The 13,185-nt window shown below is 54.5% G+C and carries 13 protein-coding genes; 7 read left to right on the forward strand and 6 right to left on the reverse strand.

Features of this window, described 5'->3' with window-relative positions:
• Window positions 1-54: 54 nt before the first annotated feature.
• Window positions 55-957, reverse strand: a complete 903-nt coding sequence (locus ABD920_RS13280) for a histone deacetylase family protein (RefSeq protein ID WP_345159671.1) — start codon at window positions 955-957, stop codon at window positions 55-57.
• A gap of 652 nt (window positions 958-1,609) precedes the next feature.
• Between ABD920_RS13280 and ABD920_RS13285 the strand changes: the two genes are divergently transcribed.
• From ABD920_RS13285 to ABD920_RS13295, 3 genes are all read left to right on the forward strand, one after another.
• The gene (locus ABD920_RS13285; protein ID WP_345159673.1) at window positions 1,610-2,239 is read left to right on the forward strand and encodes a porin family protein; all 630 of its coding nucleotides are present in this window, start codon (window positions 1,610-1,612) and stop codon (window positions 2,237-2,239) included.
• Between the two features lie 161 nt (window positions 2,240-2,400).
• Window positions 2,401-3,141, forward strand: a complete 741-nt coding sequence (locus ABD920_RS13290) for a YceI family protein (protein ID WP_345159675.1) — start codon at window positions 2,401-2,403, stop codon at window positions 3,139-3,141.
• A gap of 119 nt (window positions 3,142-3,260) precedes the next feature.
• Window positions 3,261-3,809, forward strand: coding sequence for a DUF6992 family protein (locus tag ABD920_RS13295; RefSeq protein WP_345159676.1), 549 nt, complete (start codon window positions 3,261-3,263; stop codon window positions 3,807-3,809).
• Window positions 3,810-4,037: 228 nt separating this feature from the next.
• Here ABD920_RS13295 and ABD920_RS13300 read toward each other — a convergent pair whose 3' ends face one another.
• Window positions 4,038-4,595: a type 1 glutamine amidotransferase domain-containing protein gene (locus ABD920_RS13300; RefSeq protein ID WP_345159679.1), complete on the reverse strand. Its 558-nt coding sequence runs from the start codon at window positions 4,593-4,595 to the stop codon at window positions 4,038-4,040.
• Between the two features lie 232 nt (window positions 4,596-4,827).
• Window positions 4,828-5,208, reverse strand: coding sequence for a hypothetical protein (locus ABD920_RS13305; RefSeq protein ID WP_345159680.1), 381 nt, complete (start codon window positions 5,206-5,208; stop codon window positions 4,828-4,830).
• Between the two features lie 291 nt (window positions 5,209-5,499).
• On the opposite strand from ABD920_RS13305, the gene ABD920_RS13310 reads away from it, so the two are divergent.
• The 4 genes from ABD920_RS13310 to ABD920_RS13325 all read left to right on the forward strand — a co-directional run bounded on the left by ABD920_RS13310 (window position 5,500) and on the right by ABD920_RS13325 (window position 8,147).
• Entirely contained in the window at window positions 5,500-6,126 is a 627-nt protein-coding gene (locus tag ABD920_RS13310; RefSeq protein ID WP_345159681.1) for a C40 family peptidase, read from the forward strand.
• Window positions 6,127-6,311: 185 nt separating this feature from the next.
• Window positions 6,312-6,860 (forward strand): YkvA family protein, encoded by a 549-nt coding sequence (locus ABD920_RS13315; protein ID WP_345159683.1) that lies wholly within the window; start codon window positions 6,312-6,314, stop codon window positions 6,858-6,860.
• A gap of 10 nt (window positions 6,861-6,870) precedes the next feature.
• The gene (locus tag ABD920_RS13320) at window positions 6,871-7,146 is read left to right on the forward strand and encodes a hypothetical protein (RefSeq protein WP_345159685.1); all 276 of its coding nucleotides are present in this window, start codon (window positions 6,871-6,873) and stop codon (window positions 7,144-7,146) included.
• A 260-nt stretch (window positions 7,147-7,406) separates the two neighbouring features.
• Window positions 7,407-8,147 carry a M48 family metallopeptidase gene (locus tag ABD920_RS13325; protein ID WP_345159687.1) on the forward strand — a complete coding sequence of 247 codons (741 nt, stop codon included), beginning with the start codon at window positions 7,407-7,409 and terminating at the stop codon, window positions 8,145-8,147.
• Window positions 8,148-8,326: 179 nt separating this feature from the next.
• Here ABD920_RS13325 and ABD920_RS13330 read toward each other — a convergent pair whose 3' ends face one another.
• The 3 genes from ABD920_RS13330 to ABD920_RS13340 are packed head-to-tail and all read right to left on the reverse strand — an operon-like array spanning window position 8,327 to window position 13,177.
• Window positions 8,327-8,581 carry an acyl carrier protein gene (locus ABD920_RS13330; protein ID WP_345159688.1) on the reverse strand — a complete coding sequence of 85 codons (255 nt, stop codon included), beginning with the start codon at window positions 8,579-8,581 and terminating at the stop codon, window positions 8,327-8,329.
• A gap of 12 nt (window positions 8,582-8,593) precedes the next feature.
• Entirely contained in the window at window positions 8,594-12,004 is a 3,411-nt protein-coding gene (locus ABD920_RS13335) for an efflux RND transporter permease subunit (protein WP_345159690.1), read from the reverse strand.
• A 21-nt stretch (window positions 12,005-12,025) separates the two neighbouring features.
• Complete coding sequence (locus tag ABD920_RS13340) at window positions 12,026-13,177, reverse strand: efflux RND transporter periplasmic adaptor subunit (RefSeq protein ID WP_345159691.1); 1,152 nt, start codon at window positions 13,175-13,177, stop codon at window positions 12,026-12,028.
• Window positions 13,178-13,185 lie beyond the last annotated feature (8 nt).

Below are 13,185 nucleotides of genomic sequence, written 5' to 3' on the forward strand. Positions count from 1 at the left end.
AGGTGGCGGTATCGCCAAAGGCGTTTGCGGTTTATATCGGAACCTTACCCGATTTTAAAAGTACAGATGCTGCGCCAGCCGGAAGGTGTTGGCGTGCGCCTCCACTATATGCGCGATTTGTTTCGAGTAGCCGCCACCCATGCTCACGGTCACCGGTAGGTGGTGCTGACGGCACAGGCTTAGCACCACACGGTCGCGCTCTTTACAGCCCGCTATCGTCATGCCCAGTTTCCCAAGCTTGTCCGTCGCCAGCACATCCACCCCCGACTGGAAAAACACGAACTCCGGCTGCACCTCGTCCAGGAGGCGCGGCAGGTGGTGGTTCAGTTGCCGCAGGTACGCTTTATCGTCCGTGCCCGCGGCGAGCGGCACATCCAGGTCTGAGCGCTCTTTGTGGAAGGGGTAGTTGTGCCCGCAGTGCATGCTGAAGGTGAACACACGCGGCTCCTGCGCAAAGATCTGCGCCGTGCCGTTTCCCTGGTGCACATCCAGATCCACCACCAGTATCTTCTGAAAACCCTTGTGCTTGAGCAGGTAGTTGGCGGCAATGGCTATGTCGTTGAGCAGGCAGAAGCCCTCGCCGCGGTCGGTGAAAGCGTGGTGGGTCCCGCCGGCGATATTCATCCCGATGCCGAACTCTAGCGCGAACAAAGTGGCTTGCAGGGTGCCGTTCATAATCACTACCTCGCGCCGCACCAGCTCTTCCGACAGCGGAAAGCCCGTTTTCCTGATCTCTGCGGCGGTGAGCTGCAACTCGCTGAGCCGCCGCCAGTAAGCGGCGTCATGCGTGTCCAGTATATACTGCGCTGGCAGCGGATCCGGAGCGAACAGGTTTTCTGCCGATATGGTGCCTTCGTACAGCAACTGCTCGGGCAGCAGGTCGTACTTCGCCATCGGGAAGCGGTGACCTTCCGGGAGGCTATGGGCAAAAATGTCGGTCCAGGCAATTTTTAGCATAACACAAAGCTAACAAGAAACGGACGGTACATGTTCTGAAGATTCATGCTACTGCAAGCGGGCGTGCTAAAGATGCGCATACCCGGACAGTGCAAAAACTAAGAGCCTTAGCAGCAAAAATCAGGCGGTGGATAAGTGGGGAGAGTTTCCACAATTCAGCAGCCTTTCACCTTTTCCCATGTGGACATTTGTGGATAACCATGGTGGACAACCCATAGTTGTCCACCAAACCATGTTAACTGTAGGTTAAAAGCAGGCAATTTTCTTCACAATTTCATATTGCAACCACAGAAAAAGGGAATTTGGCTAAGATTATTAACGTTGGCGCCAATCGCTTCATCACCACTCCATTTAAAAGAATAATCCAATACCCGCAGAAGCGGTTTTACTATTTATCACAATAGCATCCGCGTAATTTCATTCAGAATATCAGTTCATAAGTCGCAGTCCGGAATCTGAAGGAAGCTATACATATATTAAATCATATATAATAAAGAGCGCGCGGGGCGGCTTGCAAGCTCGCGCTGTGGCGGTGGTGCAACATAATGTTCCCTAAAAACAGTATAAGCATATATAACGATCCTACTAAGGTTGAGGTGCTCAGCAGCAGCAGGATGCTCAACCTATTTATGACACTCAAAAACCCAGAACTATGATGAAATTACGTTTACTGACATTGCTGCTGCTCTGCAGCCTGACTGCTTTTGCACAAGAGGAAGGCCCAACCCGGGTGCAGCAGGACCACAACCTGCTTAGCGGCCTCGACGCGCCCAACGCCGGAATAGGCATCAAAGGAGGCGTGAATTTTGCGAGCCTGCACGGCAGCGACAAGGATATACTGGGTGATGTGAGCGGCCACACGAACTTCCACGCCGGAGTATTCGCCCAAATCGCTTTCGGTGAGTTTTTCTCGGTACAGCCCGAGGTGCTTTATTCCCGGAAAGGCTACGAGCGCAACGACTCTACTTTCCGGATGAACTACTTTGATGTGCCGGTGCTGGCGGTTTTCAGCATCTCTGAAAACTTTAGCGTGCACCTCGGCCCCCAGGCGGGCATTATGATTGCTGCCAAAGAGGACGGCAAGGAGGTAGACCTTAAGCCATACAACACGTTCAGCTATGGAGCCGCCGCCGGGCTGGAGGGACGCCTCAACCGGTTCAGGCTGGGGGCCCGCTACGTGCACAGCCTCGAGGACCTGCGCAAAGAAGACGGGGCCGGAGAACCTATTAACGAGGATATCAAGAACAGCGTGGTGCAGGTGTACCTCGGCGTAGCTTTTTAGCGAAGCCATACCGGCGGGAGAAACCCCATCGTGAACCCACCCCGGCACAATGAATCATCGCTGTTTCTAAAGGCTGCACCGTAGCCCTATATCATTTTCTGCTTTTGAAGCGTATTCCTGAAACAGGGGACTGCCATTTCTTTTGTTCCACTTTATAAAACATGATGGGCAAACCACACCTACACCCACTTTCCCGGCTACTGTTGGGCCTGCTGCTGTTGCTTGCCGCAGCCTGCGACACCACCATTAAAACCGACGAGGCGGTGATTGCCGATGCCGTGGTTAATAAGAAAACGCCCGCCCCCACAGACATTTTTGTGGTAGACACAGCCCGTAGCGAGATTACTTGGATCGGGTCGAAGGTGACGGGGCGGCATAACGGCGTTTTCAGGCTGAAGAGCGGCGAGCTATATATGAGCAACGGGTTGCTGACGGGCGGTAATTTTGTGATGGATGTGGCGAACACGGTTTCCGCAGACAAGACCATAGACGCTGAGAGCAACCAGAAGCTAACCACCCACCTGCGCTCCGCTGATTTTTTTGACGTGGAGAAATACCCGACTGCCGCGTTCGAAATGGTGGGCATTGCCCGCCTCGACAGCACAGGCGACAAGGCCCGCGACGAAGAGGCAAAGGCCCCGGCTGCCCTCGGCGACGATTTGCGTATAAAAAACCCGACCCACCGCATCACAGGCAACCTGACTATCAAAGGGGAAACCAAAAGCGTTTCCTTCCCGGCCCGCGTCACCCTGGACACGCTGCTCCGCGCCAAGGCCAACTTCAACATCGACCGCACCAAATGGGGCCTGGTATACCGATCGGACAAATCGCTGGGCAACAAGACAATTTACCCTGAAGTTAACATCGGGATTGACCTTGTGGCGAAACCCGAGGACAATTAACCCTCAGCCGCTTACGTCTCCGCACCTTAGCAACCGGCCTCAGACACGGGACGGCGTTTTCCGTTATATATGCGAAGCGCCTGTTTTGTGCGTTCCTATTCAAACACGAAAGCATTTATATGAAAAAATTTTGGTGCCTGCTACCACTGCTGTTCCTAGGCCTCACCGCCACTGCCCAAAGCACCACGCTGCAGGCGTTTAACCAGCAGCAGGCAGCTTCACTAAAAACAGGCATGCTGGTTTTAGGCGGCTGGGCCATCCTCAACATACTGGTCGGGAGCTTTAAGCTGACGAAAGCCACCCGCAGCCGGAAATTTTTCTTCCAGATGAACCTGTACTGGAACATCGTAAACCTGATGATCGCCGCCGCTGCCCTGTACAGCATCTTCTCAAGAGACCCGGCCGTGGCAACCTTGTTACAAAGCCTGAAGCTCCATATATGGTATAAGAAGGTCCTGTACCTGAACGTGGGCCTGGACGTGGCCTATGTTGTGCTGGGCGCTTACCTGAAGGAGCGGTCGCGGAACTCCCCGAAAACAGAGCAACTGCAAGGCTGGGGCCAGTCGCTGGTGCTGCAGGGCCTCTTCCTGTTTGTGCTGGACCTGGTGCTGGTCGTGGTGCTGGAGTCCTATGCAGGGCAGCTGCTCCGGCTAATCCCGGCCGCATGACTTACCTGTTGGTATATATGGCTTACTTCATACCATTATCAACTGAATACTGCGCACGCAGCTGTTCTATAGAACCCACCCCTGCCCCTCCGAGGAGGGGAATCTGCAGACAGGCAAATTGCAATGCGCATGAAACAACTGATAGGGGTATAATGTGTAGATGAGGCAAAAAAGCCGCGCCGGAAAAGTTCCGGCGCGGCCGCTACTGCAAGGTATATGGGGCACCGCCTAGCGGTCGTGTTTCCCTTCGGCAAATTCCTCGATCATTTTTTTGTTAAAGGCCGGGATGTCGCCCGGGTTGCGGCTCGTCACCAGCCCCTTGTCAACCACTACCTCCTGGTCGACCCACTCTGCCCCGGCGTTCTTCAGGTCTGTTTTCAGGGTGTGGTAGCTGGTCATTTTCCTGCCTTTCACTTTACCGGTCTCTATCAGTGTCCAGGGGGCGTGGCAGATGGCCGCCACCGGCTTCCCGGACTCCATAAAGCTGTTTACAAAGCTTACGGCATCCTGGTTGGTGCGCAGGTTGTCCGGGTTCATCACGCCCCCCGGAAGCAGCAGGGCGTTGTAGTCTTCGGCTTTTACATCGCTCAGCTTTTTATCAACTTTAAACTTCTCACCCCAATCAGTGTGGTTCCAGGCTTTGATCTCGCTGTTCTTGTTCGGAGAGATGATGTGGGCTTCTGCGCCCTCGTCTTTCAGCGCCTGCAGCGGCTTGGTAAGCTCCACCTGCTCAAATCCCTCCTCTACTAATATGGCTATCTTTTTTCCTTTTAGTTTGTCACCCATTGTTAAGTTTGTTATCGTGTTTTACAATCTGGTCTTCTGATAAAGAACGGGCAAGGCGGCAAATTGTTAAGAGATGCACCCACCAGGACTGAAAGCTCTGCCTTAGACAGCAGCCAGAGGATCTGGCAAAGGGCCGCTGCTATATATATAAGGTATATAAGAAAAGATGCCGGAACCATCTTTATACACTTTATATATAGCCCTGCTCTTTTACGGGCAACTTCCTGCCTGCTCAGCCCTCCTCCCGCTGGCTGTCTGCGGGGAGCGGTAAACCTGTCGGGCTGATGGTGTTGCTGGCGCGCTTCGCCGGGCTCATGTGCTTTTGGTGCTTCATTCCCTCCACGCGGGCCTCCACCTCGTATTTGTTGTTATAGTACCCTACCCGCATCGACTCGCGCAGGTAGAGCCACAGAAACCGGAAGAAACCGTGCTCCTGGAATTGCCGGATATGGCACAGTTCGTGCGCCACCCAACCCTCGTCTTTCAGGAAGGTGTCGCGGCTCACACCACTCAGGTGTATGCTCCTGCCCAGCACCATGGCCACATTTCCGCTTTTAAGCACCATGCGGGCAATTCTGGCGAAAGGCGAGCGTTCTACGACTTTATAATTCATAGCTTAAACGTTTAAAATGACGCGCCTGCCGCCTATAGAAGCAGGCATCTAAGTATATTTTAAGCGAAAACAAACAGCCGGAAGCTGCACAAACGCCACATTCATAAGCCGATACCGATTTTTTTATTTGGGCGCTTTGGATAGTTTACTTATTTTTACCAGTTCTCTGGGGCGCAGTTGCGCGCCGGGGAGCACAAACGAGCTTCGCTGAAACTGTTTTTCGGAGCCCGGTTGTTCGCCAAAAGGTGAAACTGTGAAGCTGCCGCGGCAGCTGTATACAAGCCAAACCCTATGACAAAGTCTATTATCCTGAGCGTGCTGGCAATGCTTTCGCTGGCACTGTCTTACTTCTACGAAATCAGCCCGAACCGGTCAACCGCACCGGCGGCAGTTGCAGAAGCACTCCCCCCTGTTACTCCCTACGCCATAAATTCGGCCGAGGATATGGTGCGGGTGATGGCGCTAAGCCCTCCGGCGGACACCAAGCCGGAGCCACCGCTGCCGGAGGAGTATTACGTTAAAAAGCTGGGGCTCCGTTTCCGCAACCCCGACTACAGGCAACTGGTGGAAACGGCATCCGGCTGGATCGGCACCCCCTACCGCTACGGCAGCAACTCTAAAAAAGGCACTGACTGCTCCGGCTTCGTGACCCGCGTTTACCGCGATGTGTATGGAGTCTCCCTCAGCCGCAGCTCCCATTCCATGTTCCGGGATGTAAAGCGGGTGAAAAAAGACAGGATGCGCACCGGCGACCTCGTCTTCTTCCGCCGCGGCCCTAAAAGCCCGATCTACCATGTAGGCATCTACCTTAAAAACAACAAGTTCATACATTCTGCCACCAGCGGCGGCGTGATGGTCAGCTCGCTGAAAGAGCCCTATTACAGCCGTAACTTTTATGCCGCCGGCCGCATCAATTAAGCTTTACAGACTCCCCCAAAGACCCTGCAGCAAAGCTCCAGGGCCTTTTTGTTTGCCCACACCATAACAAAAATAGTGGCAGCAAGTATAGAAGGGTTACCATTGTTTGAGCAAATTGCACCCAAACCATTATATGGTGCCACATCAGTTATCGTATATATAAAAAGCACAAGCATACATAGCATATGGACAATCAGAGACAAGAAGGCAGGAACATAGCGCAGAGCCCATTCTTTAAAAAGATCCTGGAGAAAGCAGAGGTATATCTTAAGCACCCGTCGCGGGTGGCAGAGCTTATATCAGACACCCTGAAGAAGGCCTCGTCTAAAAAAGGCGTGGGCGCCCTGGCCAGCGAGGTGTGGGAAAACCTGCAACTCCTGACACGCATGATCAAAGCCGCCATGGCCGGAGAGTACAAAGGCATTCCGTCTTCCACGCTGGTGGGCGGCGTGGCCGTGCTGATCTACTTCATCACGCCCATCGACCTTATCCCGGACATGATACCGGTGATCGGTTTGCTGGACGATGCCACGCTGCTGGCCTGGTTTATGACCAGCATCAAATCCGAGCTGGACAAGTACAAGGAGTGGGAGATGACGCGGCCGATCAACGTGGCCCCCGTGGCAACGGAGCACGCATCCGAGCCGCACAACGCTGATACCTCGTGGGGTACCCCCAAGTACAGCGACAGCACAGGCAGGGAGGTGGAAACAGGTCCGCGACAGGACATCTAAATAAAATGGTATGGCTACGGATGATAAAAAAGGCTGGAAAAAACTTAAAATAAGCGCCCACGCAGCAGACGCTGAGACAGATGCCCACTCTGAGGAAGAAAAGGCTGCGGATAGCCATGAGGGCAACAAACCTGCAAAATACCATTCGTCGCAGGGGCACGCCACCGAAGGAGAGGGCACCGGCACCAGCACGCACGAACCCACCCTGCGCGGCGCCACCACCGACAGCAGCCGCGTCCCGAAAAACAGCAACGACGAGAACCCCACGGGCGGAAATGTGCGTTAATCCAATATTATATATAATGTTACAACGGCGGCAGGCTTTTACAAAGCCTGCCGTTGCTTTTTGCACTTCTTTGCTACGCCTCACAGGCCGATGCTGCAGATAATGATACATTTACAGCAAGCCCGGATTATTAACATATAGCACAATACGAATACATTAATTTAAATTAAATCTTTTAAATCATTTATAGTTAGACTTTTTTTAAGAAAATAATTCTATATATTTGAGCATGAGATTTTGTACTTTAACTCTTAGCCAAAGTGTATTCAACATTTCTTCGTCTTACCTCCGTTAACCTGCACATCGATGGAATCGGGAAAGTTTTGTTTGAGCGTAGCGACAAAGCAAAACGCCTGAGCATTAGTGTGCGCCCCCTGAAGGGAGTGCGGGTGGCCGTGCCACCGCACATTAGTTTCGAGAAAGCAGAACAGCTTATCTACACCAAAGCCGATTGGATACGGGAGCACCAGACCCGTATGGAGCAGCAGGAAGAGAAGGTGACTGTGTATACCCACGACTCAGAGTTCAGGACAAAGCACCACACCCTGCGCCTGCTCACCCACGCACGCTACGACATGCGCTGCCTGGTAGAGGATGGCTACATCAACGTGTTTTTCCCGGCCTTCAAAGACGTGCGCGACAACGACGTGCAGAAGTTCATCCGAAAGTCCATTGAGGAGGCTTACCGGAAAGAGGCGAAGCAGCACCTGCCGCAACGGGTAGCCTACTTTGCCGAGAAATTCGGGTTCGAGTACCAGAGCGTGTTCATCAAGAATGCCAAGTCGAGGTGGGGGAGTTGCTCCTATACCAACAACATCAACCTGAACCTGCACCTGATGCGCCTGCCAGACGCGCTCTGCGATTACGTGATCCTGCATGAGCTGGCGCACACGGTGGAGAAAAACCACGGCCCGCACTTCTGGAACCTGCTCGACAGCATTTGCGGCGACTCCAGAAACTTGGATAAAAAACTGAAAGATTTCCGTATCTCCATCTATTAACAGCACGCTATCGACCAAACTTTACATAACCACTCATTTACAGGCTTCATCTAAGGCAAAGCACCACCGGCTGCTGCAGCTTAGGCTATGGCCTGTAGAGAACCATAAAAAAAGCGGGAAGCCTGTATGGCTCCCCGCTTTTCTGTTTTGTATAGTTTCCTGCTATAGTTCTTGATGGGTTATTCGGATTTCGGAATGGTATGCATCGCCACATAATCAATGAAGTCGCCCACCGTGTCGATCGGCACCTCATCCGGGATCGTGATGCTGAAGTTTTTCTCCAGCTCCAGGATGATATCCACCAGGTCTACCGTGTCAAAGCCAAAATCCTGGAAAAGGCGCTTATCAGCTTGCAAGCGGCCAGGTCTGATCTCCTTCGTTTTGCTAATGATACGGATAACCTCCTTCTCAATAGCTCTGTTTTTAGTTAACATGGGCATAGGTCGTTAAACTGTATATTCTCTTACTTTTTCGTTTCGGGCAGGCTCCTCCTGCTTCAACTCTGTTTCTTTCTTTTTATTACCCCGCAGCCTGTCTCTCATCTTTTCATTGAGCAGGTACATGACCGGCACAATCAGCAGTGTGATGACGGTGGCAAAACCGAGGCCAAAAATAATGGTCCAGGCCAATGGCCCCCAAAAGGCGGCGCTGTTCCCTCCCATAAAGAAGTGCGGCTCAAATTCCGTGAAAAGGGTATAGAAGTTCAGGTTTATACCCAGCGCCAGCGGAATCAGTCCCAGGATGGTGGCCGTGGCCGTCAGCAGCACGGGGTTCAGACGGGTTTTGCCTGCCTCTACAATGGCATCTTTCAGCTGCATGCCTTCCCCCATCAGCACATCCGTGAACTCCACAATTAGTATACCGTTTTTCACCACAATACCGGCCAGCGCCACAATTCCCACGCCCGTCATCACAATGGAGGCATCCATCCCGAAGATAGAGAAGCCCAGCAGCACGCCGGTGATACTGAACAGCACCTCCGACAGGATAATAAACGGCTTGGACACCGAGTTGAACTGCGTCACCAGGATCATGAAGATGATGCAGAAGGCCGCCACCAGCGCCACCAGCAGGAACTGCATGGTTTCCTGCTGCTCCTCCTGCTGTCCACCCATGCTCACCTCGAAACCCTCCGGCGTCTGGAAGTTCTGCAGCGACTCTTCTATCTGCTGCACCACCTCGTTGGGGTTGTAACCCGCCAGCACGTTAGACTCCATCGTCACCACGCGCTTCAGGTTTTTCCGCTTGATGCCGCCGTACGAAGTGGAGTACTCGATGGTGGCCACTGAGGAGAGCGGGATCTGCCGCACCTGGCCCGAATTCATATCGCGGTACGTGATGAGCATGCCCAGCAGGGCGTCGATATTCTCGCGGTAAGGCTCGGCGTAGCGCACCTGGATCGGGTACTCGTCTTCGTCGCGCTTGAACTTGGATGCCTCTGTGCCGAATATGGCCGTCCGTATCTCCGAGCCGATCTGCCCGGTGCTGATACCCTCGCGGTTGGCCCGGGCGCGGTCCACGTTGATCACGATCTCGGGCTTGCTGTCCTCCAGGTCAGAGCGAAGCTCTTCTATGCCGCCAATGTTCTGCTGCTGTATATACTCCTCCACCTGCTTCGAGAGCCTGATGAGTTCCGGGAAATCTTCCCCCGACACCTCTATACTGATTGGCTTGCCCACCGGCGGGCCGCTTTGCTCCTTGTCCACGGTAATGTCTGCGCCCGGGATGCCCTGCATGGCCTTGCGGATCTCCGTGAGGTACTCCGCGGAGGATTGCTCCCCGGTCCGGTCCATGAACTCCACAAAGGCCACCGTTACTTTCCCTTTATGCGACTGAGGCGTCACACTTCGCTCGTTCTGGTCCCCGGCGCCAATGGCCACGTTCGATATCACCGACTCCACATCCGGGTTGTCCTGCCCTATCACGCCATATATGCGCCTCTCCACCAGCTTTGTCACCGAGTCTGTCACGGCCTGGTCTGTACCCACCGGCATGTTGATGTAAGTATACACGAAGTTGGGGTCAGAGTCCGGGAAGAACACAACCTTTGGGGAGCGTATCCCGATCAGCAAGAAAGACAGGATCAGCAACGCCCATATGCCTACGAACACCCAAACAGGCCGCTTTGCCACCAGCATCCAGCGCAACAGGCGCTCGTAGCCGCGCATAAAGCGGGGCAGCGTATTGTTCTGGAACCCGTTGATCATGCGCGTGAACACGTATTTGTTCAAAGCTACCAGCAACACCCCCAGCACGATCAGGTTGGCAGTGCCGTACCACCCGATGCTATAGCCCAGCACCGCCACGGCCAGCGCCACCCCGTTGATGATGGCAAACCTGCGGCGGGCTTTCGGTGATACCTGCTGCTCCCGCTCCCGCTTCATGAAGGATGCGGCAAACACCGGGTTCATGATAAAGGCCACCAGCAGCGACGCCACCAGTGTTATAATCAGCGTGATGGGAAGGTACTGCATGAATTTACCTACTATGCCAGGCCAGAAGAGCAGCGGGAAGAAAGGAGCGATGGTAGTGAGTGTGCCCGCCAGCACGGGCAGAAAAACCTCTCCGGCCGCCTCTTTCGCCGCCCTGTCGATGGTCAGGTTGGAGTTGTGATAAATCCTGTGCGTGTTCTCTATCACCACGATGGCGTCGTCCACCACAATACCCAGCGCCAGCAGGAAAGCGAACAGCACGATCATGTTGAGCGAGATGCCGAAGAACGAAAGGATGATAAAGGCGATGCACATGGAGATCGGCACCGAAAGCCCCACAAAAATAGCGTTGGTGGTGCCCATGAAGAACATCAGGATGAGTGTTACCAGCACAAAACCAATGATGATCGTGTTGATCAGGTCGTTGAGGGTGTGCCTTGTCATGGTCGACTGCTCGCCGGTGACGGTGACCCGCAGGTCGTCGGGCAGCACAGAGCCCTGCATCTCCTCTATCGTCTCGTGGATGTTGTCCGAGGCCTCGATCAGGTTCTCGCCGCTTCGCTTGATTACGTTCAGGGTGATAACGGGGGCATTGTCGAGGCGGGCGTAACTTTCCTGCTCCTCAAAGCCCTCTTTCACCTCCGCGATGTCGCCCAGCCGGATGTTGCCGCCCGACACCGACTGCACCACAATGTCACCGATCTTGTTTGGGTCCACATACTGCCCGACCACCCGCACCGAGCGCTTCATCTCGCCCACGGTCACGTTACCGCCGGAAATCGTCATGTTCTCCCGCGCAATGGCATTCGAGATATCGTTGAATGTCACCTTGGCGGCCTGCATCTTGTACATGTCCACGTTCACCTGCACCTCCCTGTCCAGGGCGCCCACCATATCCACCCGCGTTATCTCGGGGCTCGACTCGATGCGGTCCTTCAGGTCCTCGGCGTAACTCTTCAGCCTGTCGAGGCTGTAGTTACCCGACACGTTGACGTACATGATCGGGAATTCAGAGAAGTTGATCTCCTGCACGTCCGGGTCCTGGTCCAGGTCTGTCGGCAGGTCGGTGCGGGCCTTGTCCACGGCGTCCTTCACTAGTTGCTTGGCGGCCGTCACGTCCACATCCGTGTTAAACTCTACCGTGATCATGGAAAAGTCCTGGATAGAGTTGGAGGTCACCTTCTTCACGCCGGAGAGCGCCTTCAGCTGCTTTTCAATGGGCCGCGTCACCAGGTTCTCCACATCGGCGGGGGAAGTGCCCGGGTATATGGTGCCCACGAAAACTGTCGGGATCACGATGTCCGGGAAGTTCTCTTTCTGCAGGTTTATATAGGAAAAGATCCCCGCCAGGGTAACGATAATGGTCATGATATAGACGCTCGTTCTATTATCGATGGACCAGCTGGTTGGCTTAAACTGTTTCATAGTCTTGTGCTTCTAAGTGGTTTACTTCTGGCTGAGGCTTTCCTGCGCAAACACCACCGGCTGCCCTTCGTTCAGGTCCCGGAAGCCCGCCGTGATCACCTGCTCGTTCCCGGAGAGCCCGCTCAGCACCTCCACCTTGCCATCGTAATTCATACCTGTCTCAATCTCCTTGCGTGCCGCCACATAGCGGTCCCCCTCTTTTTGGGCGATGTATATATATGCCTTGTTCTCGTCGCGCTGCACGAGGTTTACCGGCAGCACCACCACACCCGCCTTGCTGTAATCCAGAATGCGCACGACGGCCACCATGTTCGGGCGCAGCGTCATGTCGTTCCCGTTCTTAAAGCGTAGCTCCACGGTGAAGGCACGGCTGGTCGGGTCAATAAACCGGCTCACCACATCCACCGTCATCTCCACCTCCTTGTCCAGGTCAGGGAAATAAACCATGGCATTGTCGCCTTCGTTTATCTTCGCCTGGTAAGCCTCCGACACTTCGGCCACGATCTTCCCGCCCTGCGTGTTCACCACCCGGATAATGCCCATGCCCGGCATCACGGCCTCCCCGGCATTCGGCACCACATCGTCTACCACGCCGCTGATGGGGGCTTTCACGTTAAACTGATCGCGCTGCTGCTGCAGGGTGGCCAGGCTCCGCTCCAAGGCTTCCTTGTTGCTTTTGGCGGTGAGGTATTGCATCTCCGTCCCGATCTTTTGGTCCCAGAGGTTTTGCTGCTTTTCGAAGGCGATCCGGGCGAGGTCGAGGCGTGTCTGCAGCTCGGCCATGTTCTGCTCCAGCACCTGCGCATCGATGGTGGCCATGGTCTGCCCTTTCGAAACGCGGTCGCCGCGGCTCACGCGCATGCTGGTCAGCACGCCGCCCACTTTCGGGCTCACAAACACGTTCTGGTCAAAATCAACACGGCCCTGCACCTCGAGGTAATGCCGGAACGTGTCCTGCGCCATCGTGGCCACGCTTACCGGCACCGTCTTCTTTTCGGTCGCCACTGTTTTCCCGCCGGCCTTCAGGTCTGCCTCCAGGGCGGCGATCTGCTCCTCCAAGCTTTCGCGCTCTTTCTTCAGCTCGGCCAGCTGCGCCTCTTTGTCGGTGCTTTCGCCGCATGCTGCCAGGCCGAGCATAAGAGCCACGGCATATATTCCGATATTTCGTTTCATGGTCTTGT

It is taken from the genome of Pontibacter saemangeumensis (assembly GCF_039541895.1).
Taxonomy (GTDB): Bacteria; Bacteroidota; Bacteroidia; order Cytophagales; family Hymenobacteraceae; genus Pontibacter; species Pontibacter saemangeumensis.